Annotated in this window: 16 protein-coding genes; 7 read left to right on the forward strand and 9 right to left on the reverse strand. The window is 69.7% G+C overall.

The features are described from left to right. The 5 genes from cdd to WG212_RS05300 all read right to left on the reverse strand — a co-directional run bounded on the left by cdd (nucleotide 1) and on the right by WG212_RS05300 (nucleotide 4,333). Nucleotides 1-411, reverse strand: a complete 411-nt coding sequence (gene cdd / locus WG212_RS05280) for a cytidine deaminase (RefSeq protein ID WP_337186018.1) — start codon at nucleotides 409-411, stop codon at nucleotides 1-3. Nucleotides 412-527: 116 nt separating this feature from the next. Then, nucleotides 528-1,661 (reverse strand): ABC transporter permease, encoded by a 1,134-nt coding sequence (locus WG212_RS05285; RefSeq protein ID WP_337186019.1) that lies wholly within the window; start codon nucleotides 1,659-1,661, stop codon nucleotides 528-530. A 103-nt stretch (nucleotides 1,662-1,764) separates the two neighbouring features. Next, a complete protein-coding gene (locus WG212_RS05290; RefSeq protein ID WP_337186020.1) occupies nucleotides 1,765-2,682 on the reverse strand; it encodes an ABC transporter ATP-binding protein in 918 nt (305 codons plus the stop codon). A 38-nt stretch (nucleotides 2,683-2,720) separates the two neighbouring features. Continuing rightward, nucleotides 2,721-3,701, reverse strand: coding sequence for an HlyD family efflux transporter periplasmic adaptor subunit (locus tag WG212_RS05295; protein ID WP_337186021.1), 981 nt, complete (start codon nucleotides 3,699-3,701; stop codon nucleotides 2,721-2,723). Beyond that, on the reverse strand, nucleotides 3,698-4,333 hold the full coding sequence (locus WG212_RS05300; RefSeq protein WP_337186022.1) for a TetR/AcrR family transcriptional regulator: 636 nt from the start codon (nucleotides 4,331-4,333) through the stop codon (nucleotides 3,698-3,700). The genes WG212_RS05295 and WG212_RS05300 overlap by 4 nt, the downstream gene beginning before the upstream one ends. A 298-nt stretch (nucleotides 4,334-4,631) precedes the next feature. Between WG212_RS05300 and WG212_RS05305 the strand changes: the two genes are divergently transcribed. Then, on the forward strand, nucleotides 4,632-5,300 hold the full coding sequence (locus WG212_RS05305) for a peptidoglycan DD-metalloendopeptidase family protein (RefSeq protein WP_337186023.1): 669 nt from the start codon (nucleotides 4,632-4,634) through the stop codon (nucleotides 5,298-5,300). A gap of 251 nt (nucleotides 5,301-5,551) precedes the next feature. Continuing rightward, nucleotides 5,552-6,703: an acyl-CoA dehydrogenase family protein gene (locus tag WG212_RS05310; RefSeq protein ID WP_337186024.1), complete on the forward strand. Its 1,152-nt coding sequence runs from the start codon at nucleotides 5,552-5,554 to the stop codon at nucleotides 6,701-6,703. Nucleotides 6,704-6,715: 12 nt separating this feature from the next. On the opposite strand, the gene WG212_RS05315 is transcribed toward WG212_RS05310, so the two are convergent. Further along, entirely contained in the window at nucleotides 6,716-8,020 is a 1,305-nt protein-coding gene (locus tag WG212_RS05315) for an MFS transporter (RefSeq protein WP_337186025.1), read from the reverse strand. 140 nt (nucleotides 8,021-8,160) lie between these two features. On the opposite strand from WG212_RS05315, the gene motA reads away from it, so the two are divergent. From motA to WG212_RS05335, 4 genes are all read left to right on the forward strand, one after another. After that, the gene (gene motA / locus WG212_RS05320; protein ID WP_337186026.1) at nucleotides 8,161-9,030 is read left to right on the forward strand and encodes a flagellar motor stator protein MotA; all 870 of its coding nucleotides are present in this window, start codon (nucleotides 8,161-8,163) and stop codon (nucleotides 9,028-9,030) included. 186 nt (nucleotides 9,031-9,216) lie between these two features. Then, nucleotides 9,217-9,480, forward strand: coding sequence for a hypothetical protein (locus tag WG212_RS05325; RefSeq protein ID WP_337186027.1), 264 nt, complete (start codon nucleotides 9,217-9,219; stop codon nucleotides 9,478-9,480). A 92-nt stretch (nucleotides 9,481-9,572) separates the two neighbouring features. Beyond that, nucleotides 9,573-11,402 carry a tRNA (5-methylaminomethyl-2-thiouridine)(34)-methyltransferase MnmD gene (gene mnmD, locus WG212_RS05330; protein ID WP_337186028.1) on the forward strand — a complete coding sequence of 610 codons (1,830 nt, stop codon included), beginning with the start codon at nucleotides 9,573-9,575 and terminating at the stop codon, nucleotides 11,400-11,402. 64 nt (nucleotides 11,403-11,466) lie between these two features. Continuing rightward, nucleotides 11,467-11,874, forward strand: coding sequence for a DUF6491 family protein (locus WG212_RS05335; RefSeq protein ID WP_337186029.1), 408 nt, complete (start codon nucleotides 11,467-11,469; stop codon nucleotides 11,872-11,874). A gap of 64 nt (nucleotides 11,875-11,938) precedes the next feature. Here the strand turns inward: WG212_RS05335 and WG212_RS05340 are convergent, their stop codons facing one another. From WG212_RS05340 to WG212_RS05350, 3 genes are all read right to left on the reverse strand, one after another. Further along, nucleotides 11,939-15,100 (reverse strand): TonB-dependent receptor, encoded by a 3,162-nt coding sequence (locus tag WG212_RS05340; protein ID WP_337186030.1) that lies wholly within the window; start codon nucleotides 15,098-15,100, stop codon nucleotides 11,939-11,941. A 243-nt stretch (nucleotides 15,101-15,343) separates the two neighbouring features. Continuing rightward, entirely contained in the window at nucleotides 15,344-18,307 is a 2,964-nt protein-coding gene (locus tag WG212_RS05345; protein ID WP_337186031.1) for a TonB-dependent receptor, read from the reverse strand. Between the two features lie 216 nt (nucleotides 18,308-18,523). Further along, nucleotides 18,524-21,487, reverse strand: coding sequence for a TonB-dependent receptor (locus WG212_RS05350; protein WP_337186032.1), 2,964 nt, complete (start codon nucleotides 21,485-21,487; stop codon nucleotides 18,524-18,526). Between the two features lie 309 nt (nucleotides 21,488-21,796). Here WG212_RS05350 and WG212_RS05355 point away from each other — a divergent pair, with 309 nt between their 5' ends. After that, nucleotides 21,797-22,117, forward strand: coding sequence for an STAS domain-containing protein (locus WG212_RS05355; protein WP_337186033.1), 321 nt, complete (start codon nucleotides 21,797-21,799; stop codon nucleotides 22,115-22,117).

Below are 22,117 nucleotides of genomic sequence, written 5' to 3' on the forward strand. Positions count from 1 at the left end.
TCAGGCCCGGCCGGGCGCCGGCAACCGGAAGCCCAGCGGCAGCAGGTCCTCGATGGCGCGGCTCTCGACGGCCCCGTCCGCGGCGACGCTGACCACCTCGCAGCCGGGTGCGGCGAATTCCCAGATGCGTTGGCGGCAGCCGCCGCAGGGCCAGATGAACCCCGGCAGGGACGAGGCCACCCAGACGCGTCGGATGGATGTCTCGCCGTGCGTCACCGCCGCGCCAATGGCGCTGGTCTCGGCGCAGGCGCCCTGCGGATAGGCGGCGTTCTCGACGTTGACGCCGTAGTGGATCTCGCCGCTGCCGCCTTCGACGGCCGCCGAGACCCGGCATCCCGAATAGGGCGCGTGGCTGTTCGCCTGAAGCCGGCGGAGCTCGGCCGCGAGGGGCGGCGGGACGGGGGCGGTCATGGGCGGAGGAATGTCCCGGGCAAGCGAAGGGACGGGGAAGTCTAGCGTGGCCGCAGGCGTTGTCGAATCCCCGGGAGGATGATCGGCGCGCAGGTGTCGGCGCGCCCGGATTCGCATCAGTCCAGGGTCCGGCGGTAGCGGATCATGGCCAGCGCGGTGACGATCAGCATGAAGGCGCTCAGCGCCGACAGTTCGCGCCACTGGTCGGCCAGCGGCTGGGCCTTCAGGAGCGAGCCGCGCACCACCCGCAGGAAGTGCGTCACCGGGATCGCCTCTCCGATCCACTGGGCCCACGCCGGCATGCCCCGGAACGGGAACATGAAGCCCGAGAGCAGGATCGAGGGCAGGATGTAGAAGAAGCTCATCTGCATCGCCTGGAGCTGCGAGCGGGCCACCGTCGAGATCAGGAAGCCGAGGGCCAGCGAGCCCGAGATGAACAGCGCCACGCCCAGGGAAAGGCCGACCCAGCCCGACGCCATCGGTACGTCGAACAGCACGGCCGCCAGTATCAGGATGATCGCCGTCTGCACCAGGCCCACCAGGACGTAGGGCGCGAGCTTGCCGATCATCACCTCGATGGGCTCCAGCGGCGTGGCCAGAAGGGTCTCCATCGTCCCGCGCTCGGTCTCGCGGGTGACGCTGAGCGCGGTCATCATCACCAGGGTCAGCGACAGGATGATGCCGAGCAGCCCCGGCACGATGTTGTAGGCGGTCACGGCCTCGGGATTGTAGCGGCGGTGGACCACCACCTCGAACGGCTGGGTCGCCGCCCCACGCGCGGCCAGCGCGCCGGTCAGGTCCCGGGCCAGCGCCTGCTCGGGCAGGGCGGCCAGGGCGGCGACCGCGCCGCCGGTGGCCGAGGGATCGGTGGCGTCGGCCTCCACCAGGATCTGGGCCCTGTCGCCGCGCGCGACGCGGCGCGTGAAGTCGCCGGGTATGGTGACGGCGAACTGGACCTGGCCGGTCCGGAGCATCCGGTCCAGTTCGGCCGGATTTCGGGCCTGGGCGACCACGTCGAAATAGGCCGAGGTCTCAAGCGCCGCGATCAGCGACCGCGCGTGGCGGCTGTCCTCGTAGGCCAGGACGGCGGTGGGCAGGTGGCGCGGCTCGGTGTTGATCGCATAGCCGAAGAGGGTGAGCTGGATCACCGGGATGGCCAGCATCATGGCGTAGGTGATGCGGTCGCGGGTGAGCTGCTTGAACTCCTTGATCATCACCGCGATCACCCGGATCCAAGCGAAGCCGCTCACCGCGGTTCCCCTGTCCCGTCATGCCCGCCATGGGGCCTCGTTCGCAGCTTCCAGCGTGCCTGGATGGCCGGGACACGCCTGGCCACGACGAAGGTGAGGGGCGTCACGGTACGTTGTCCTGGCTGCGGTCCATGAGCTGGATGAACACGTCCTCCAGCGTCGGCGTGGCTTCGACCCACCGCCACGGCTCGCGCCGCCACGGCGCGATCGCGGCCTCCAGCGTCGCGCGGTCCGGCCCGCTCACGTGCAGGGTGGCGCCGAAGGCGGCGGCCGTCTCCACGCCGGGGCGACCGGTTAGCTCGTGCGCCAGCCGATAGGCGTCGGGGCCTTCGCCGTGGAACGTGATCAGGCCCGAGCCCGCGATCAGCTCGTCCACCGTCCCGCGGGCGATCAGCCGGCCGTAGCTGATGTAGGCGATCTCGTGGCAGCGCTCGGCCTCGTCCATGTAGTGGGTCGAGACGAGGACGGTCAGGCCCTCGGCGGCCAGGGCGTGGATCTCGTCCCAGAAGGTGCGCCGCGCCTTCGGGTCGACGCCGGCCGTGGGCTCGTCCAGCAGCAGCAGGGCGGGCTCGTGCAGGGTGGCGTTGGCCAGGGCGAGCCGCTGTTTCCAGCCCCCCGAGAGCGTGCCGGCGAGCTGGCCCCGCCGCGAGGCCAGGCCCAGGCGTTCCAGAGCGGCGTCCACCCGCTCGCGCCGCCGGTCCAGGCCGTGGACGCGGGCGGTGAACGCCAGATTCTCGGCGATCGTAAGGTCCTCGTAGAGCGAGAACCGCTGGGTCATGTAGCCGGTGCGGCGCTTCACCTGGTCGGCCTCGCGCACGATGTCGAATCCCAGCGCCTGGCCCGCGCCCATGTCCGGGGTCAGCAGGCCGCACAGGATGCGCATGGTCGTGGTCTTCCCCGACCCGTTCGGCCCGAGAAACCCGCAGATGCGGCCGGCTGCGACGCGGAAAGTCACATCGTTGACCACATGCTTGTCGCCGAACCGTTTGTGCAGGCCCTGCACGTCGATCGCGTAGGTCACGACGCCCTCCTCCGCCGGGGGACTCATGTCAGGGGCGCTCACGTGAGGGGCTCCACGTCCACGGGCTGGCCGGGCGAGAGGCGGCCAGAGGGGAGGGGCGAGGGGCGGGCCTCCACCAGGTAGACCAGCCGGTCGCGGCTCTCGCGGCTGTAGATCACCGGCGGGGTGAACTCGGGCCGCGGACTCACGAAGTCGATGGTGGCGGTCAGCCCGGCCGGACAGCCGTCGCAGGCGAAGCGCACCTGACGGCCGGCGCGATAGGCGGCCCGCTGCGCCTGCGGCACGAAGAACCGGACCTTGATCCGGTCGTCGGGGATCAGGCTCAGGATCGGCTGGTTCGCCGGGGCCCACTCGCCGGCCTGGAAGAACACCTCCTCCACCCGCGCGCGAACGGGCGCGGTCGGGGCCACGTCGGCCAGGCGGGCGTTGGCGCCGGCGACCGCGGCCCGGGCCTGGGCCAGGCGGGCGTCGGCGGTGCGGATCTGGTCGGGGCGCGCGGCCAGGGCGGCGGCGTCGCGCCGGCGACGGGCCTGGGTCACGTCGGCGTCGGCCGCCTCCGCGGCGGCGCGCGCGGCGTCCAGGCGGGCGGGCGCGTACCAGCCCTGGTCCGCCAGGGGGCGCACGCGGGCCAGCTCGGCGCGGGCGTCGCGGGCGCGGGCCTCGGCCGCGGCGATCGCCGCGTCCAGGGCGGCCAGCTCCACGGGCCGCTGGCCCTTGCGCACGTCCTCGGCCTGGGCGTCGGCGGCTGCGGCCTCGGCGGCGGCCTGCTCGGCGGCGGCCCGGACCTGGGCGGGGTCGACGACGAACAGGGCCTGCCCCGCCGCTACATCCTGCCCGCGCACGACGGCCATCTCGCGCACGGTTCCGGCGACCGGCGCGGCGAGGTACAGGGCCTCGCCCTCCACATAGCCGGTGAGCGTATGGGGGGCGCCCAGGCGCGGAGCCAGGATCACGACGGCGGCCGTGGCGGCGCCGGCGACGAGGAGGCCCGCCGCCAGCAGGCGTTGACGCGGCTTCATCGGACGCCCTCCTTGAGGATGCCGTTCAGGAAGGTCTCGAGGTGCTGGCCGGCCAGGTCGGCCAACTCGAACGGGCGCGCGCCCACGGGCACGAAGGTCTCGCGCCACAGCACGCCCAACAGGATCGGTGCGACCAGTTGCAGGGCGTAGGCCCGCGGATCGCCCGCGCGGACCTCGCCGCGAAGCTGGGCGGCGGCGATCGCCTCGGTGGCGGCGCCCAGGGCCTGGGCCACCAGTTCGTCGTGCCAGATGCGGGCCAGCTCCGGGAAGTTTCGCGCCTCGCCCACCACCATCTTCAGCACCCCGCCCAGCGACGTGCCGCCCGCGACCGACACGAGCACGCCCAGGAGCTGTCGTATGAGGTCGGGGAACGGGCCGGGATGTGCGCCCAGGATCGCCCGAAGCGCGCCCAGGTTGGGCGCGATGGCCCGCTCCACCACGGCGCGGAACACATCCTCCTTGGTCTCGAAGTAGAGGTAGACCGCGCCCTTCGACACGCCCGCACGCCGGGCGATGTCGTCCAGCCGCGCGGCGGCGAAGCCCTTTTCGGCGAAGATCTCCAGGGCCGCGGCCACGATCTCGTCGGGCCGGTCGGCCTTGCGCCGGCGGAATTTCGGCTGACCGGCGTCCATGCCCGGGCTCCACTGATAACTGACTGGATAGTTATTAACACCGACGATGCGGCGTCGCAAGCCGTCGATCTGCGGGCGCCACGCTCGCGCCGCGGCCGATGGGGCGGCGACCGGTCGCATGGCCGTTTTGACCGCCCTGCCTATTTTCCGCCCCGGTCCGACGCCAGGACCTCTGCACCGTCGCGGCCGAACGCGACGCCCCCGTCAATCCGCCCTGAAGTCCGGCGACCGTCCGGCGAGGCGCATTTCGAGTGAAGGGCGCCTGATGCCGCGTCGCGTATGTGCGAAATTTGTCGATATGGCCGAACGCAGGCCGCTTCTGCTGCTTTCCCTGATCGGGCTCGTGACCACGGGCGCCGCGGCGGCGGCGCCTTTGAGCCAGCCCTACAATCGCGCCGCCCTGGCCAGCGCGGTGGAGCGGGCCGTGGGCGATGTCACGGCCGACGCGCCTCAGGAACCGCCGATCCTCGAACGGGTCTGGGTCGGCCTCGACCTGGACGGCGACGGGCGCGGCGACTTCGTCAATCCGACCGGGCGCGAGCCGCGCACCGAAGACGCCTACGGCTTCGGCCACTTCGGCGCCCGCCGCGACGGCGGCGTCCGGCGGCACGAGGGCGTGGACTATGTCGCCCGGCCCGGCCAGGTCGTGGCGTCGCCCATCTCGGGCTATGTGACGAAGATCGGCTACGCCTATCCAGGGGAGCAGAGCCTGATGTTCGTGGAGGTGACCAACCCCGCGCTACAGGTGGCGGCCCGCGTCTTCTACATCGACCCCAGGGTCGAGGTGGGCCAGGCGGTGGCGGTGGGCCGTCCCATCGGCCGTGCGAAGTCGCTCCAGCGGAAGTATCCGGGCGGCATGACCGATCACGTGCACCTGGAGATCATCGATCGGCGCGGCGCGCGCATCGACGCCCAGCAGATCATCACGGCCGAATACCGCCCGCTGGCGAGCCACGCCGGGGACTGACGCGCATCGCGAGACCCGCGTGCGACGATCGCAGGAAGAGGGGGACGCCTCGACGAGAACAGGGGCAAAACGAATCGCGACCGAATCACTGACTCCCAGCGATTCAGGCTTCGTTCCCTACGAGATATGGTAGTTGAATCGCACCTGGGCACAAGCGGCCACACCCGGCGCCGGCATCGCTTCGGCCACATGGCGTTCCGGAACATCGCGCCGTCTAGGCTGACGCTGGGACTCCCTGGCAGACAGGCGATGTGAGCCAGGAAACCTTTCCCGAGATCCGCGAGGCCGTGCGCAGGCTGTGCGCGCGCTTCCCCGGCGCTTATTGGCGCGAGCTGGACCGCGAGCGGGCCTATCCGACCGCCTTTGTCCAGGCCTTGACCGAGGCGGGCTTCCTGTCCGTCCTGATCCCCGAGGCGTTCGGGGGTTCGGGGCTGGGCCTGGGGGCGGCGACCGCGGTGCTGGAGGAGATCCACCGCAGCGGCTGCAACGGCGGCGCCTGCCATGCCCAGATGTACACTATGGGCACCGTGCTGAAGCATGGCACGCCGGCGCAGAAGGCCGCCTACCTCCCGAAGATCGCCACGGGTGAACTGCGGCTCCAGGCCTTCGGCGTGACCGAGCCGGACGCCGGCACCGACACCACCCGTATCACCACCTTCGCGAAGAAGGTCGGCGACAGGTACGTGGTGAACGGCCGCAAGCTCTGGATCAGCCGCGCCGAGCATTCCGACCTGATGGTCCTGCTCTGCCGGACATCGCCGCGCGACGAGGCGAAGACGTCGGCGGGTATGAGCGTGCTGCTGGTCGACATGCGCGAGGCGCGTGGGAACGGCCTGACCATCACGCCTGTCCGCACCATGCTGAACCACGCCACGACCGAGCTGCTGTTCGAGGACCTGGAGGTGCCTGCCGAGAACCTCGTGGGCGAAGAGGGCAAGGGGTTCAGGTACATCCTGGATGGCATGAACGCCGAACGCATCCTGATCGCCTCGGAATGCATCGGCGACGCCAGGTTCTTCATCGACCGGGCCAGCCAGTACGCCCGGGACCGCGTCGTGTTCGGTCGGCCCATCGGCGAGAACCAGGGCGTCCAGTTCCCGCTGGCCCGCGCCCATGTCCAGATGACCAGCGCCAGCCTGATGGTCGACAGGGCCGCCGCCCTGTTCGAGGCCGGCGAGCCCTGCGGGACCGAGGCCAACATGGCCAAGCTGACCGCGTCCGAGGCCTCGTGGTTCGCCGCCGACATGTGCCTGCAGACCCACGGCGGCTTTGGTTTCGCCGAGGAGTACGACATCGAGCGGAAGTTCCGCGAGACCCGCCTCTACCAGGTGGCGCCGATCTCCACGAACCTCATCCTCAGCCACGTGGCCACCCACGTCCTGGGCCAGCCGAAGAGCTTCTGAGCGCCGTCGAGCTTAGACCCCGCCGCCTTCGTCGGCCTTTTCGATGGTGGCGATGGTGGCGGCCTCGCGGGAGGCCGGCTTGGGGTCGGCGTTCCTCAGCGCGGTGTTGCGGAACGCATAGGCCAGCATGGCCGCCATCAATGCCGTGTTGATGAGGAACGGCAGCGGCCCGTAGTGCTGGTAGAGGTAGACGAACAGCGGCGCCAGGATGACGTTGATGCCGTTCACCGCGGCGATCAGCCCCGCGACGCGGGCCTGCTCGCCGAGGCCCACGGCGATGGACGAGCCGGCGGTGAAGCCCGGCCGGGCGAAACCGAAGCCCAGGCTGGAGATCGCATAGCCGGCCACCACGCCGTAGTAGCCAGGGGACAGCGCGACGACCAGGTTGCCCAGCGCGGCCACCGCCACGCCCCAGCGCAGGAGCTGGCGGGGCGTCATCTCGAACATGCGGATCAGGCCCCACTGGGCCAGCAGGCCGGCCACCGCGCCGAACATCATGGCGATGGCGATGAAGTACTGCGCCTGGGCCGGCGACATCGACAGCTTGTCGATGATGAGGAAGCCCAGGGTCTGGGCCTGGGCCGTCTGGCAGGTGGCGACGATGAAGCCGTAGATCAGGAAGGGCGTGACACGGGGATCGCGCCACAGGCTCGGCTCCTTCTCGCCGCCGACCACGGGCCGCCGCGGACGCTGGGCCTCGGGGGCCACCTTCTGGTCGGGCAGCCATCGCCAGACCACGAAGAGCATGGCCAGCGCGATCATCGCGAAGGAATAGAGCGGTCCCGCCAGCCCCACGCCCGGCAGGATGAAGAGCGGGGCCAGGAACGGGCCCACCACGGTCCCCAGGCCGAAGGCGCCGGCGAGGCTGGCCATCGCCTGGGTGCGGTTCTCGGGCGGGGTGCGCTCGGCGATGTAGGCCTGGGTGGCGGGGTTGGCGGCGGCGCCGAAGAGGCCGAACAGAGCTCGCGCCAGGAGGAAGAAGACGAAGATCAGCAACGGCGGGGCGAGGTGGGCCAGGCCCGCGCTGACCACCAGGCCGCAGAGCGTCATGGAGATCATGAAGCCCGCCAGGCCCAGCATCATCAGCGGCTTGCGGCCGTGGCGGTCCGAGGCGCGCGCCCAGCCCGGAGAGGAGATGGCCCAGAGCAGCGCCGACAGCGAAAAGATCGCCGAGACCATCGCGTCGGGAATGCCGATCGAGCGCCCGATGGCCGGCAGGACCGAGATCAGGCCGGTATTTCCCATCGCGGTCGCCGCCGAGACGCCGAAGATGATGGCGAACGAACGCCGCGGCAGGGACGAGGCGGGATTGGACATCGGGGAATGGCTTAAGGGCAGACGCGGCAGGCGGCAATGTGCGCCGGTGATCGGCGATCACCTTCGGCTCTCCCCATCGCGACCCGATCACTGGGTATTAAGCATTAACCGGCATCTTCCCCGCACCTCCGGGGGATTTCATGTTCCAGATCATCGGCATCGTCCTGCTGTTCGCCATGGTGTTCGGCAGCTACCTGCTGCACGGCGGCAACATGGGCGTGATCCTGGCCACGCTGCCGTACGAGATGATGGCGATCCTGGGCGCCGGCGTGGCCGCGTTCCTGATCGGCAACTCGATTCCGACGATCAAGGCCACGGGGGGTGGCTTCGCCAAGGTGTTCGCGGGGCCCAAGTGGAAGGCCGGAGACTATCGCGACCTGCTGTCGCTGCTGTTCCTGCTGACCAAGACCATGAAGTCCAAGGGCGTGATCGCCCTGGAGAGCCATATCGAGAATCCTGGCGAGTCCACAATCTTCAACCGCTTTCCGAAGATCATGAAGGACCACTTCGCCATCGACTTCATCTGCGACACGCTGCGGATGATGACCATGAACCTCGAGGACCCTCATCAGGTCGAGGACGCCATGGAGAAGCAGCTCGAGAAGCACCACCACGAGGCGCTCGGGCCGGCGCATGCGCTCCAGCAGCTCGCCGACGGCCTGCCGGCGCTGGGCATCGTGGCCGCCGTGCTGGGGGTCATCAAGACGATGGGCGCCATCACCGAGCCGCCCGAGGTCCTGGGGGGGATGATCGGCGGCGCGCTGGTCGGCACCTTCCTGGGGGTGTTCATGGCCTACGGCCTCGTCGGTCCCATGGCCAACCGCCTCAACCAGATCGTCGAGGAAGAGGGGCTGTTCTACAAGATCATCCAGTCGGTGCTGGTGGCCCACCTGCATGGCAACGCCGCCCAGATCTCCGTCGAGATCGGCCGCGGCAACGTGCCTTCCGGCATGCAGCCGAGCTTCCTGGAGCTGGAAGAGGCCCTGTCGGCGATCCCCGCCGAAGCCTAGGTTTCGCCACCTGCGCTCGCCCCGATCTCCTGAGGGGCGAAAAAGTGATCACAAGTCCGTGAGTTTGGCCTTGCTATCACGGCCGCGTGAGGGGTATCTCTAGCGCCGCGTCGGGGGGTCAAGTTCGCCCGTTGTCTCGGGGGAATTCCGGCCGGCGCCTGACACACCGACCAGAGGACTAGGGACATGACCAAGCAATTTCTGATCGCCGCCGCTGCGTTCTCGCTGCTGGGCGTCGCCGCCTGCCAGCCGAAGGCCGAAGAAGCCGCCCCGGCCGAAGCCCCCGCCGCTGAAGCCGCCGCTGACGCCGCGACCGCCGCTGCCGGCGCTGCTGACGCCGCCGCCGACGCCGCGACCGCCGCTGCGGGCGCCGCCGCCGACGCCGCCGCTCCGGCCGTCGACGCTGCTGCTCCGGCCGCTCCGGCCGCCGAAGCTCCGGCCGCGAAGTAAGACGCGCCGCGACGCGAAAAGCGTTACGGAAGGGCCGCCCCTCGGGGCGGCCCTTTTTCGTTGGCCCGCCGTCTCGCGGCCTGGATGATTCCTTGGCGCACGATCCCGACAGCCCCCTGACCGGGTTCCCCCCGACCTGGTCCCCCCTGACCTGGACCGAAGACGGCCTGCCGCGCTCGCGCCTCTTCGGCGACGTCTACTTCTCGGCCGAGGATGGGTTGGCCGAGACCCGCGCGGTTTTCCTGGGGGGCTGCGGCCTGCCTGACGCCTGGGCGGGGCGCCGCCGGTTCGTCGTGGGCGAACTGGGCTTCGGGACGGGGCTCAACGTCGCCGCCCTGCTGGAGTTGTGGCGGGCGCACCGGCCGCCGGGCGGCGCGCTGCACGTCTTCTCGGTGGAGGCCCATCCGCTCGCGGCGGAAGAGGCCGCCCGCGCCCTGGGGCGCTGGCCCGAACTGGGTCCGGTCTCCGACCTGCTGGTCGCCCGCTGGCCGGGCCGGGCGCAAGGGCGGCATCGGGTGTCGCTGCCTGAGTTCCAGGCCACCCTGGACCTTGCGGTGATGGACGTGGTCCCCGCGCTGGCGGGCTGGAGCGGCCGGGCCGACGCCTGGTTCCTCGACGGCTTCGCGCCTTCGGCCAATCCGGGCATGTGGAGCGACGAGGTCCTCGCCCTGGTGGCGGCGCGGTCGGCCCCGGGCGCCAGGGCGGCCACCTTCACCGTCGCCGGGCAGGTTCGCCGGGGCCTGGCGGCGGGCGGGTTCGTCGTGGAGAAACGCCCCGGCTTCGGACGCAAGCGCGAGCGGCTGGAGGCGCGGGCGCAGGGCGACGCCGCCGATCCCCCCTCGCCGTCGCGGGTGGCCATCGTGGGCGCGGGCGTCGCTGGTGCGGCGACAGCCCGGGCGCTGCGCGACCTGGGGATCGAGGCGCAGGTGTTCGAGGCCGAACGGCCGGGAGCGGGCGGCTCGGGCAATCCCGCGGCCCTGGTGACGCCGCGGCTGGACGCTGGCCTGGGCGTCGCCGCGCAACTCTTCGCCCAGGCGTTCCGCCGGGCCGTGGGTCTCTATCGCGGCGTCGCAGGCGCCGTGATCGGGGAGGGCGTACTGCAGCTCGCCGTCGCCGAGCGGGACCCGGCGCGGTTCGCGAGAATCGCCGACGCAGGCCTGTTCGAGCCCGGATCGATGACGCTGCTCTCGCCGGAGGCGACCGCCGCGCGCCTGGGCGAAGCCACGCCCGCCGCGCTGGACCAGGCGCAGGCCCTGGTGGTCGATCCCGCCGCGGTCCTGTCGGCGTGGACCGGTCCGGTGACGACGGCGCGGATCGCGAGCCTGGCGCGAGGTGAATGCGGATGGCGGCTGTGCGACGCCGAGGGGCAGGTTGTCGGCGAGGCGGACGCCGTGGTCCTGGCCAACGCCTTTTCGGCCGGCCATCTCGCCGCGGGCCTGCCGCTGCCGCCCCTGCCCCTGGCGCCGGTGCGCGGTCAGGCGAGCTGGACCGTCGACGGCGCGCAAAGCCCGGCGGCGGCCTGGGGCGGCTATGTGCTGGCCACCCGGGACGGCATCCTGTTCGGAGCCACCCACGACCGGGGCGACACGGGGCTGGACGTCCGTCCCGCCGACCACGTCCGCAATCTGGAACTCCTGACGCGCGCGCTGCCGGACCGGGCCTCGGCCATCGTTCCGGAGGCGCTGCGGGGGCGGGCCTCGATCCGCGCGGTCACGCCGGACCGGCTGCCCCTGGCGGGGGCGTGGGGGACCGAAGGCCTGTTCGTGCTGGCCGGTCTCGGTTCGCGGGGGTTCAGCTTCGCGCCGCTCCTGGCCGAGCACGTGGCGGCGGAAATCGTGCGCGTCCCGTCGCCTCTGGATTCGGCGGGCGCGGCGCTGGTCGCGCCCGACCGGTTCATGCGGCGTTCAGCGCGCCGTTCCTAGCCTGGAACCGCGTCGCCATGATACGCGCTCCGGGGGGAGACACTGGGGCCAGAGGACCTCGACCATGACCATCCGGACAGCTCTCGCCATCGCCGCCGTCAGCCTGGTGGCCGCCGCCGCCGCGCCCGTGGCCGTTGCGCGTTCACCCGAGGAGCCGGCCGCCGCAAAGCCCGCGCGCCAGTGCTTCTGGACCCGACAGGTCAACAACTTCGCGTCGGAGGACGGCCGCACCGTCAACGTTCGCGTGGGGGTGAAGGACGTCTACCAGTTCCAGCTCATGGGGCCCTGCGGCGACGTGGAGTGGAACACCAGGATCGCCATCCGCTCGCGCGGGGGCTCGCAGATCTGTTCGGGCCTGGACGCCGAGATCATCTCGCCCACCTCGATCGGGCCTCAGACCTGTCCGGTGACCAACGTGCGCAAACTGACCGACGCCGAGATCGCCGCCCTGCCGAAGCGCGCGAAGCCGTAGGCGCGGGCGCGGAAAAGAAGGGGCGCCGACCCGCGGCGCCCCTCCCTCTTCAAACGGCCGTCGATCAGAAGGTCTTCTTGAACCCGACCTCGAACACGCGGCCCAGCGGATTCCCCGACGTGTAGTCGTAGTTGTACTGGCTGGGGCCGTAGGGCGGGTCCTTGTCGAACACGTTCTGGATGCTGGCGGTGACGATCGTGTCCCACGGCGCCTCGAACCGCACGACGAGGTCGTGCTGCCAGAAGTTCTTCGACTTCCCGACCGGGACGAGGTCGCGGCCGGCGCACGAGGTCGAGGCTCCGGCGCAGGCGGCCGCGCCGGTCGTCGCGCCCGCGTTGGGCACGGTCACGAACAGCGGCGAGCCGAACGCCGGCGAGGTGCCCTCGGCGAAGCGGGTCTGCCACCGCAGCGACAGCGGCCCGCGCACATAGGCCAGGAACGCGTTGGCCTTGATCTCGGGATACGAGAAGAAGTCGTTGATCAGGTCCGACAGGCCGGCCCGGTCCTCCGCAGGCGAGATCGGGATGTTCGCGCCCAGCATGCTGACGGCGCCGCGCTTGTATTCGATCAGGTAGGTCGCTTCGCCGCCGATCGCCCACTGGCCATCGAACCAGCCGTCCCAGTCGTACTGCGCCCGGAACTCGAGGCCCGAGGTGTTGGTGGTGGGGCCGTTGATCACGAAGCTGCGCAACCGCGCGACGTTGGCCGCCCCGCAGGTTCCGGCGAAGGTGAAGCGGGCCTCCAGGGCCGCGAAGGCCGGGTTGCCGCAGTTCACGTTCGAAGCGCCGGGGAACATGGTGGCGTACAGGCGCGCGCCGCTCTCCTCGATCAGCTCTTCTTTGAACTTGAAGTTGAAGTAGTCGATCGTCGCCGTGAACCGGCCGACCTCGACGATCGCGCCGATGTTGTAGGTGTCGGCCTTCTCGGGCTTGAGGTCGGGGTTGCCGCAGCTCTGGAACGCGCGATAGGCGCTGCCCAGCACGCGCACGCCGTTGTTGCAGCTATTGCCGACGAGCCCGGGCCCCGGCGCGCGGAAGGTCGTGCTCGCCGACCCCCGCAGGGCCAGGAAGTCGGCGACCTGCCACTTCACCGCCACCTTCGGGTTGGTCGTGGAGCCGATGTTGCCCTGGTAGGCCTCGTGCCGGATCGCGAAGTTGACGTTGATGGCGTCGGTCACCGGAAGCTGCAGTTCGGCGAAGACCGCCTTCACGTTGGCGTCGTCGTCGCGGTCGGTCGCCGAACCGAAGAACTGCAGCGGCCCGCTCTCGTCCGCGCAAGCGGCGCGGTCGGGGCAGGGAGTCTCGTCGGCGTTGAACAGGGCGCCGTACTTCCGGACTTCCTGGGTGTAGCGGTACTGGGCGCCCAGGGCCCAGGCCACCGGCCCGCCGCCCAGGTCGATGCCGGTCTCACCCGAGAACACGACGTCGGCCACCAGCAGCTTGTTGGTCAGCACGTTCGTGTAGTTGCCGTAGAGCCAGGCGACCACCTGCGGGTCGTTCGCCACCGCCGAGTTGAAATAGGGGTTGGCGGCGCCGTTGACGGCGCTCACCGCGATGCCGTTGGTGAAGGGATTGAAGTAGTGGCAGCCCAGCGCCGCATTCCCCGCGCCGGTCGTGAAGTTGTTGGTCTCGGCGGCGGTGCAGCCCTGAGGATCGTCGGCCCGCGCCCCGAACCCGCGCAGCGCGAGCTGGATGTTGCGGACCAGCAGGTCGTTGGTGTTCGCGGTGTTCTTCTGCTCCATGTAGGTCAGCGCGGTGTCGTACCTGACGCCGCCGAAGACCTCGCCCTTGAAGCCGCCCGAGATGCGGAAGCCTTCGTTGACCACCGCCTGGTGGTCGGCGCCGTCCTTGTTGAGGGGATGGCCCGCGAAGGCGATGGCCCGCCAGCCGAGCTGGACGATGTCGACGCCCCGGGCGCCGAGCGGCGAACCGGCCTGGGCGCCCACCGCGCTGTTGGCCGTGGCGCGGATGGTGGCGCACTGGGCTTGGGTCAGGGGCGCCTGGCAGGCGTCGAGCAGCGCCACCAGGCCGGGGTGATTGGCGGGAATGTTGTAGGGAACCGAGAAGTTCGGCCCGGTGGGCGCCGTCGGCGAGTACGACGTGCCGCCGATCGCGACCGGCGAGGGGTACTGTGCGGTCAGGTTGGCCGGCGAGATCCGCTGCTTGGGGATATCGTTCTTGGTCCAGGCCACCTCGGCGTGGAACGACATGGTGTCCGACAGGTCGAAGTTGACCTCGCCGTAGAGCTGGTAGTGGTCCTCGCGGTTCACGAGGTCGTTGAAGTTCGAGAACTGGAAGCGGCAGGTGGAATTGGTCGCCGCCGGGTTCTGCGCGCCGACCGGCACGGCGATGGTGGCCGTGGCGCCCTGTCCGAGCTGGCCGGCCAGCGGATTCTGGAACGTCACGTTGTTGGTCAGGGTCCCGCCCAGCTCAGCGCAGCCGTTGTCGCGGAACAGGTTGGCGCCGGCCAGGAACAGGCCGGGGTTCGATGCGCCGGTCCAGCCGCCGGCGCCGGCGTAGCCGCCGAAGTCGAAATCCCGGATCGCCCAGTCGCGGTCGTGGATGTCGAGCCGGGAGCGGTGCCGGTATCCGGCCGTGAGCAGGACGTTGCCGTTGTCGAAGCGCCGGCCCCAGGCGACGCTGCCCTGGTAGTCGCCCTTCGAGCCGTCGATCAGCGAGTACTCGCCCTCCACGTCGAGGCCGTCGAGGTCGCGGCGGGTGATGAAGTTCACGACGCCGCCGATGGCGTCCGAGCCGTAGGTGGCGGCCGCGCCGTCCTTGAGGATCTCGATGCGGCCGACGGCGGCGGTCGGGATGAAGTTGAGGTTGGCGCCGCCGCCCTGGAACGCGGCCGCGGGGCTGTCGGCCAGCCGCCGGCCGTTCATCAGGGTGAGGGTGCGCGAGGCGCCGAAGCCGCGCAGGTTGATGGTCGCTGTGCCCGCGCCGCCGTTGTAGCGGTTGCTCTCGCCCAGGGACGACTGGGACGAGGTGATGGTCTTCACGAGCTGGACCACTGTGGGCGAGCCCTGTTTCTCCAGGTCCTGTGCGCTCAGCACGTCGACCGGCAGGGCGGCGTTCTCGGGCGTGCCGGCGATGAAGGAGCCGGTGACCACCACCTCCTCGACCTCGGCGGGCGCCGACGCCTGGGCCGCGGCCGTTGCGGCCAGGCCGAGGGAAAAGGCGACGGCCAGCATCGAGCCGCCGCAGAGATGACTGCGTCTCGTCATGATGATTTTCCTCCCCCACGGCCCCGCCCGCGTCTGTTGTGCGAGGGTCGCTCCGTGGCGGAACGATGATCGTCCGACCGCGTTCGCGGGGCCAAGGGGATTCCGCTAGGGAAACGTACCGATCTTCGGAATTTAGAAATTTCGGTGCGCACCTGTTGCGCGCAGCACACACTTCCCGCGTGCATGAAAAAAGCGCCGCCGGCTGGGCCGGCGGCGCGCGGGTTCGGAACGGATCCGTCCGGATCAGAAGCGCTTGCGCGCCCCGACCTTGAAGGTGCGGCCGTAGGGGTTGCCGACGAAGGGGTCGTAGCCCGCTTCGAGGCGCGCCGCCGACGGGTCGCGGTCGAGGATATTGAACACCGAGGCGGTGAGCGTGGTGTCCCACGGCAGCTCGACCCGGTAGGTCAGGTCGAAGGTGTAGAACGACCTCACCTTGTTCCCGAGCGTGGTCAGCAGGCAGTTCGTCGCGATTCCGGCGGTGGCGTTGGCGACGTTGCAGTTCGCCGACGATCCGGTCTGGACCGTGGTGGGGCCACGGTTGTCGGTGGCCCCGCCGATGTAGGTCATGTCCAGCCGCAGGTTGTGGTCGCCGCGAGAGTATTCCGCATAGGCCGCGCCGCGCAGCTTGGACACCGTGCCGGGGAACCGGTCGTAGTTGGTGAAGCCCAGGGCCTTGTAGGGCGCCGAGACCAGAACGCCGTTCAGGTCGAACTGTCCGATGTCGTACTTGAGCAGCCGGCTGAACGAGAGCCCGAAGGCGACATCGCCCGAGAAGACGTCGGGCATCTTGTAGTCGATGCTGACGTCGACGCCCCGGACGGTGGCGTCGGGACCGTTGACCGTGTCGGAGCGCACCCGCTGGATGTCGTTGCCCACGGTGACGCCCTGGACGCAGGCGTTGTTGTTGTTGAAGGTGATCAGGTCACGCAGCGCGCTGGCGCAATTCACAAGCTGTGTGCCGTTACCCACGCCTGCCACCGCGGTCGCCACGATCTGGTGTGGCACCTGGGTGATCTGCTCTTCCACCTTGAAGTGCCAGTAGTCGGCGATGATGCGCAGTCCGCCGGTCTGGAAGATGGCGCCGATGTTGTAGGTGAACGCCTTCTCCGGCCCGACCGCCGGATTGCCGGTGTAGTCGACGGACTTGAAGCCGTTGCCCGCCGCCTGGATGCCCGAGAGGCCGGTGACGGCGTTGCTGGAGCGGTTGCCGGGGGTGGGGCCGCGGAAGGTGGTGCCCACCGAACCCCGGAGGGCGAAGGCCTCGGCGACCTGCCACTTGACCGCCAGCTTGGGGTTGGTGGTGGAGCCGGTGAGGCCGCCGTAGTCCTCGTAGCGGATGGCCGCCTGGGCGTTGAGGGTGTCGGTGATCGGCAGGTTGGTTTCCGCGAAGAAGCCGTAGACCGTGTCGTCGAGCTGCTGGGGCGTGCCCTGGCCCAGGAAGATGTAGGGTCCTGTCGCCAGCGCACAGCTGGTCACGCCGGGCACGGGGCAGGGGTTGACCCGCACGTCCTGGAAGGGGCTGCGCAGCGTCGACTGATAGTCGGTGGTCCGGTACTGGCCGCCGGCCGCCCAGCCGATGGTCCCGCCGGGCAGCTCGATGCCCAGTTCGCCGTTGAAGACCAGGTCGACGACGAAGAGGTCCTGCCGTTGACGGGTCTCGGAGCCGCGCTCGAACAGCCAGTCCAGCAGCTCGACGCTGTTGGCGTTGGCCGAGACGTAGCCCGGGTTGGTGGCGCCGATGGAGGGATTGCCGGCGTAGCCGTTCGAGAACGGGTTGAACCAGAGGCAGCCGTTCGCGCCCGGGGTGTTGGTGGCGCAGTTCGCCCCGCCCAGGCCGTTCAGCGCCCGCTGGAGGCGGTCGATGAAGATGTCGGGCGTGTGCTGGCGGTTCTGGGTGTGGGAATAGGTGACGCCCAGGTCGTAGCCGATGCCGGCGAAGGGTAGTTCGCCCGTCAGGCCGGCGGACACCCGGTAGATGTCGTAGTTGCGGTAGCCGACCTGGCCGCCGTCGTCATAGAGCGGGTTGCCGCCGGCCCCCAGCGGCCGGAAGAGCGTCAGCGAGATACGGTTCGTGGCGCCGATCACGGCCGGCGAAAGGCCGGCCTGCTGGAGCGCGGTGAGCGCGCCGGGGTTGGTGACCGGGGTCGAGAAGACGCCCGTGCTGCCCGGGCCGTTGGGCCCCTGGATCGGGGGGAACGACGGCGAGAACCGCATCCGCGGGATGTCGGTCTTGGCCCAGTAGGCCTCGGCGTGGAACTTGGTGGTCTCGTTCAGGTCGACATCGACCTGGGCGAAGACGTGGTAGCGGTTCTCGACCTCGACCAGGTTGTCGAAGGGGATATAGGTGAAGTAGCAGGCCGGCGTGGTTCCGGTGAAGCCGGCATAGCCGCCAACCGCCTCACAGTTGGCGTCACGCTGGACGCCGGCGACCGGCGTGCCGGCGGCGCTGAGCGGCAGGAAGGACGGCGGTTGCCCCAGGACCGACCAGCCGGACGGATTCTCCAGGTACGGCAGGTAGGACCAGTTGCGATCGGTGGTCTTGAGTTCGGAGCGGTGCTGGTAGCCCGCCGAGACCATGAAGCTGGCGCTGTCGAAGCGCTTCCCATAGATGGCGCTGAGATTGTAGTCGCCCTTGGAGCCGTCGACGAGACGATAGTCGCCGCTGACCTCGAGGCCGTCGAAGTTGGTGCGGGTGATGAAGTTCACCACGCCGGCGATGGCGTCGGAGCCGTAGGTCGCCGCGGCGCCGTCCTTCAGCACCTCGACACGGCCGATGGCGGACGCCGGAAGCAGATTGGTGTCGACGCCGCCCGAGCCGGAGCCGGCCGACGATACGACCCGGCGCCCGTTCACCAGCACGAGGGTGCGAAGGCTGCCCAGGCTGCGCAGGTTGATGGTGCCCGCGCCGACCTGTCCCTGGGCGGTGGTGGAGAACTGGTTGGTGTCGCCCAGGACGGGCCCGCTGACCGGCAGCGCCTTGATCAGGTCGATGGTGCTCGGCGAACCGCGTCGCTGAAGCTCGTCGATGCCGATGACATCGACCGGCAGGGCCGCGTCCTCGGGCGTGCCCCGGATGAACGACCCGGTGACCACCACTTCCTGCACTTCGGATGGCGCGGAGGTCTGGGCCAGGGCCGGCGCGCCGGCGCCCATGGCGAATGCGACGGCCACGATCGACCCGCCGCAGAACTGACTGCGTTTTCTCATGACTTCGTTCCTTCCCCGTCCCGTGATGGCCGGCCCGCGTCTCTGGCGTGGGTCCGTCATCCGGATACGAAGTCATACTCCGCCGGTCTGCCGTAAAAAGATACCCATGTTTGGAAAAACGACGGTGTCTCAAAAATTCAGCAATCCCAAAGGACATAAGGAAAAGGCGCCGCCGGTTCCCCGACGGCGCCCGCCATTTCAGCTAACGTCGATCCTTCAGAAGCGCTTGCGCGCGCCGATCTTGAAGGTGCGGCCGTAAGGGTTGCCGATGAAGGGGTCGTAGCCCGCTTCGAGGCGCGCCGCAGACGGGTCGCGGTCGAAGATGTTGAACACCGACGCGGTGACCGTGGTGTCCCACGGCAACTGGATCCGATAGGTCAGGTCCAGGGTGTAGAACGCCTTCACCTTGTTGCCGATGGTGGTGAGTTGGCAGTTCGTCGCGATTCCGGCGGTGGCGTTGGCGACGTTGCAGTTCGTCGACGATCCGGTCTGGACGGTGGTGGGCCCGCGGTTGTCGGTGGCCCCGCCGATGTAGGTGAGGTCGAGCCGCAGGTTGTGGTCGCCACGGGCGTACTCGGCGTAGGCCGCGCCGCGCAGCTTGGACACCGTGCCGGGGAACCGGTCGTAGTTGGTGAAGCCCAGGGCCTTGTAGGCTCCCGACACGAAGACGCCGTTGAGCGTGAACTCGCCGATGTCGTACTTCACCAGCCGGCTGAACGAACCGCCGACCGTCACGTCGCCTTCGAGCACGTCGGATATCCTGTAGTCGACGCTGACGTCGATACCGGTGACCTTGGTGCGCGGTCCGTTGACCGTGTCGGAGCGAACCCGCTGGATGTCGTTGCCGACCGTCACGCCCTGGACGCAGGCGTTGTTGTTGTTGAACGTGATCAGGTCCCGGAGCGGACTGGCGCAGTTGACGAACTGGGTGCCGTTGCCGACCCCGCCCACCGCCGTGGCCACGATCTGGGCCGGAACGGTGGTGATCTGGTCCTTCAGGTTGAAGTGCCAGTAGTCGGCGATGATGCGCAGGCCGGCGGTCTGGAAGATGGCGCCGATGTTGTAGGTGAACGCCTCCTCCGGCCCGACCGCCGGATTGCCGCTGAAGTCCACGGACTTGAAGTTGTTGCCCGCCGCCTGGATGCCCGACAGGCCGGTGACGGCGTTGCTGGAGCGGTTGCCGGGGGTGGGGCCGCGGAAGGTGGTGCCCACCGAGCCACGGAGGGCGAAGGCCTCGGCGACCTGCCACTTGACCGCCAGTTTCGGATTCACGGTCGAACCGGTGAGGCCGCCGTAGTCCTCATAGCGGATGGCCGCCTGGGCGTTCAGGGTGTCGGTGATCGGCAGGTTGGTTTCCGCGAAGAACGCGTAGACCGTGTCGTCCAGCTGCTGGGGCGTGCCCTGGCCCAGGAAGATGTAGGGGCCGGTCGCCAGCGCGCAGGTGGTCACGCCGGGCACGGGGCAGGGGTTGACCCGAACGTCCTGGAACGGGCTGCGCAGCACGGACTGGAAGTCGGTGGTCCGATACTGGCCGCCGGCCGCCCAGCCGATGGTCCCGCCGGGCAGCTCGATGCCCAGCTCGCCGTTGAAGACCAGGTCGACGACGAAGAGGTCCTGACGCTGACGGGTCTCGGAGCCGCGCTCGAACAGCCAGTCCAGCAGCTCGACGCTGTTGGCGTTGGCCGAGACGTAGCCCGGGTTCGTCAGGCCCAGCGACGGGTTGCCGGCGTAGCCGTTCGAGAACGGGTTGAACCAGAGGCAGCCGTTCGCGCCGGGGGTGTTGGTGCGGCAGTTGGCGCCGCCGAGGCCGTTCAGCGCCCGCTGGAGGCGGTCGATGAAGATGTCGGGCGTGTGCTGGCGGTTCTGGGTGTGGGAGTAGGTGACGCCCAGGTCGTAGCCGATGCCGGCGAAGGGCAGTTCGCCCGTCAGGCCGGCGGAGACGCGGTAGATGTCGTAGTTGCGGTAGCCGATCTGGCCGCCGTCGTCATAGAGCGGGTTGCCGCCCGCGCCCAGCGGACGGAACAAGGTGAGGGATACGCGGTTCGTCGCGCCGATCACCGCCTGCGAAAGACCGGCCTGCTGGAGCGCGGTGAGCGCGCCGGGGTTGGTGACCGGGGTGGAGAAGACGCCCGTGCTGCCCGGGCCGTTGGGCCCCTGGATCGGCGGGAACGACGGCGAGAACCGCATCCGCGGGATGTCGGTCTTGGCCCAGTAGGCCTCGGCGTGGAACTTGGTGGTCTCGTTCAGGTCGACATCGACCTGGGCGAAGACGTGATAGCGGTTCTCGTGTTCGACCAGGTTGTCGAACGGGATGTAGGTGAAGTAGCAGGCCGGCGTCGCGCCGGTGAAGCCGGCATAGCCGCCGACCGCGTCGCAGTTGGCGTCGCGCTGGACGCCGGCGACCGGCGTGCCGGCGGCGCTGAGCGGCAGGAAGGACGGCGGTTGCCCCAGGACCGACCAGCCGGAAGGGTTGGTCAGATAGGGCAGGTAGGACCAGTCGCGATCGGTGGTCTTGAGTTGGGACCGGTGCTGGTAGCCCGCCGAGACCAGGAAGCTGGCGTTGTCGAAGCGCTTTCCATAGATGGCGTTCAGGTTGTAGTCGCCGTTCGAGCCGTCGACGAGGCGATAGTCGCCGCTGACCTCGAGGCCGTCGAAGTTGGTGCGGGTGATGAAGTTCACCACGCCGGCGATGGCGTCGGAGCCATAGGTCGCCGCGGCGCCGTCCTTCAGCACCTCGACACGGCCGATGGCCGAGACCGGCAGCAGGTTGGTGTCGACGCCGCCCGAGCCGGCGCCCGCCGAGGCGACCACGCGCCGGCCGTTCACCAGAACCAGCGTCCGCAGGCTGCCCAGGCTGCGCAGGTTGATGGTGCCCGCGCCCACCTGTCCCTGGGCGGCGGTGGAGAACTGGTTGGTGTCGCCCAGGACGGGCCCGCTGACCGGCAGCGCCTTGATCAGGTCGATGGTGCTCGGCGAGCCGCGCCGCTGAAGCTCGTCGATGCCGATCACCTCGACCGGCAGGGCCGCGTCCTCGGGCGTGCCCCGGATGAACGACCCGGTGACCACCACTTCCTGGACTTCGGATGGCGCAGAGGCCTGGGCCAGGGCGACGTTCGGCATGCCGTACGCCACGATCGCGGCCAGCACAGAGGCCCCGCAGAAGAATCTGCTTTTCGTCATTACTTTCCTCCCCTCGACAGCCTCTAGGAACGGGCCAGCCTGAGTTGGCGCATAGTGGCGGCGTTTGTTGCGGCTCCGCTACACAAATCTCGACGTTCATCCAACTAAGGTCGAAGAACGAGGCTTCGCCGCAACATGCGCTGACCTAAGGGAATGGCTCGGTCCCATGCGACGCACCCGCCCGTTCCCGTCCACTTGGCGTCGCCCGAGCGAATCCTGTTGCGCCCACCGCGGCGGCGCCTTCAGTCTGGCGCGCAGAAACGGGATATCGGGGACCGTCGCGGCCGTGCGCGCGTGGCGGAATGTCCAATGAGCTTCGCATCCACGGCTCGCCAGGCTGGCGGCCGTCTGATCTTCGCACCGACAGGTCGGGTGGATGCGGCCACCGCCGATGCTTTCACCGATCAGATCGTGGCCGCCGCGCGCGAGGCGCGCGACGTCGGCGCTCTGGTGGTGGATCTCACGGGCCTCGACTTCATGGCCTCCCGGGGACTGAGGGCGCTCACCATGGCCCAGCGCGAGGCGGGGGACGGCGTCCCCATCCGGTTGGCGAACCCCAATGCGCAGATGCGCGAGATCCTGAAGATCAGCCGCTACGACATGCTGTTCGAGATCGTGGACGAGGTCTGA

The organism is Phenylobacterium sp. (assembly GCF_037189685.1).
Classification (GTDB): Bacteria; Pseudomonadota; Alphaproteobacteria; order Caulobacterales; family Caulobacteraceae; genus Phenylobacterium.